1 protein-coding gene is annotated in these 764 nt (G+C 41.1%); it reads right to left on the bottom strand.

Going from position 1 to position 764, the window contains the following annotated elements; translation table 11 throughout:
• Positions 1-516 (bottom strand): CHASE3 domain-containing protein (locus A3762_RS00790; protein ID WP_255375021.1); only part of this gene is annotated, 516 nt, incomplete at its 3' end.
• Positions 517-764: the final 248 nt, after the last annotated feature.

Here is a 764-nt window from a genome sequence, read left to right as displayed (position 1 = left end):
ATTAGTATCAACGCCTTTGCGAAAGTTCTTCGCTGACGTTGCAAGATCGATCAAAGGTTGGAGGACACGCTTGTTCATCAACACAACAAATACGCCCATAAACCCGATGAGAACGAACAATGCTGACATTGATGTGAATGTACTTTGGTCTTGCGCACGCCTGTATGACTTTTCACGCTCGATTAGTAAGTGCCGCTCTTCTGCAATAAAGTCTGAGATAAGTTCTCTAATCTCGACCATTGTCTTACGCCCTAGATCACTCTTCACTAGATCGAGCGATTCATTATGCTTCCCCTCGTCAAGCAAACCAATAGTTTGTTGTAGCTCATCAAACTTCACATCGATCAGTGTCATCAACTTTGCTAAGCGGACTTGCTGATTAGGATTATCTGACGTTAAGACTTGAAGATTACTAGCGGCATCTTTCAATGCCTTGATTCCGAAAAAATAGGGCTTTAAATAATCACCGGCTTCAGTCAACAGATAACCTCGTTGGCCAGTTTCAGCATCTGTTATTTAGCTCATTAGTTCTGTCGATTTCTGAAGTACTTCATCCGTGTGCAGAACCCATGCCTCATTAGTAGTAGAAGTGTCGTGACTTTTATATAGGAGCAGGGCATTCAGAGCGCCAATCAGAAAAAAATAGCTGAGAAAAAGAAAACGGAGCGTTTGATCGTAAGGTTAGTCATTTGACGTGTTTGTTAGCTAAAGTATGACACAAGCATAATAAAAATTTACGCAAGCTCAATGATCAATCAGATTTT

This window comes from Oleiphilus sp. HI0125 (assembly GCF_001635355.1).
This window is presented reverse-complemented; position numbering and strand designations above follow the sequence as displayed.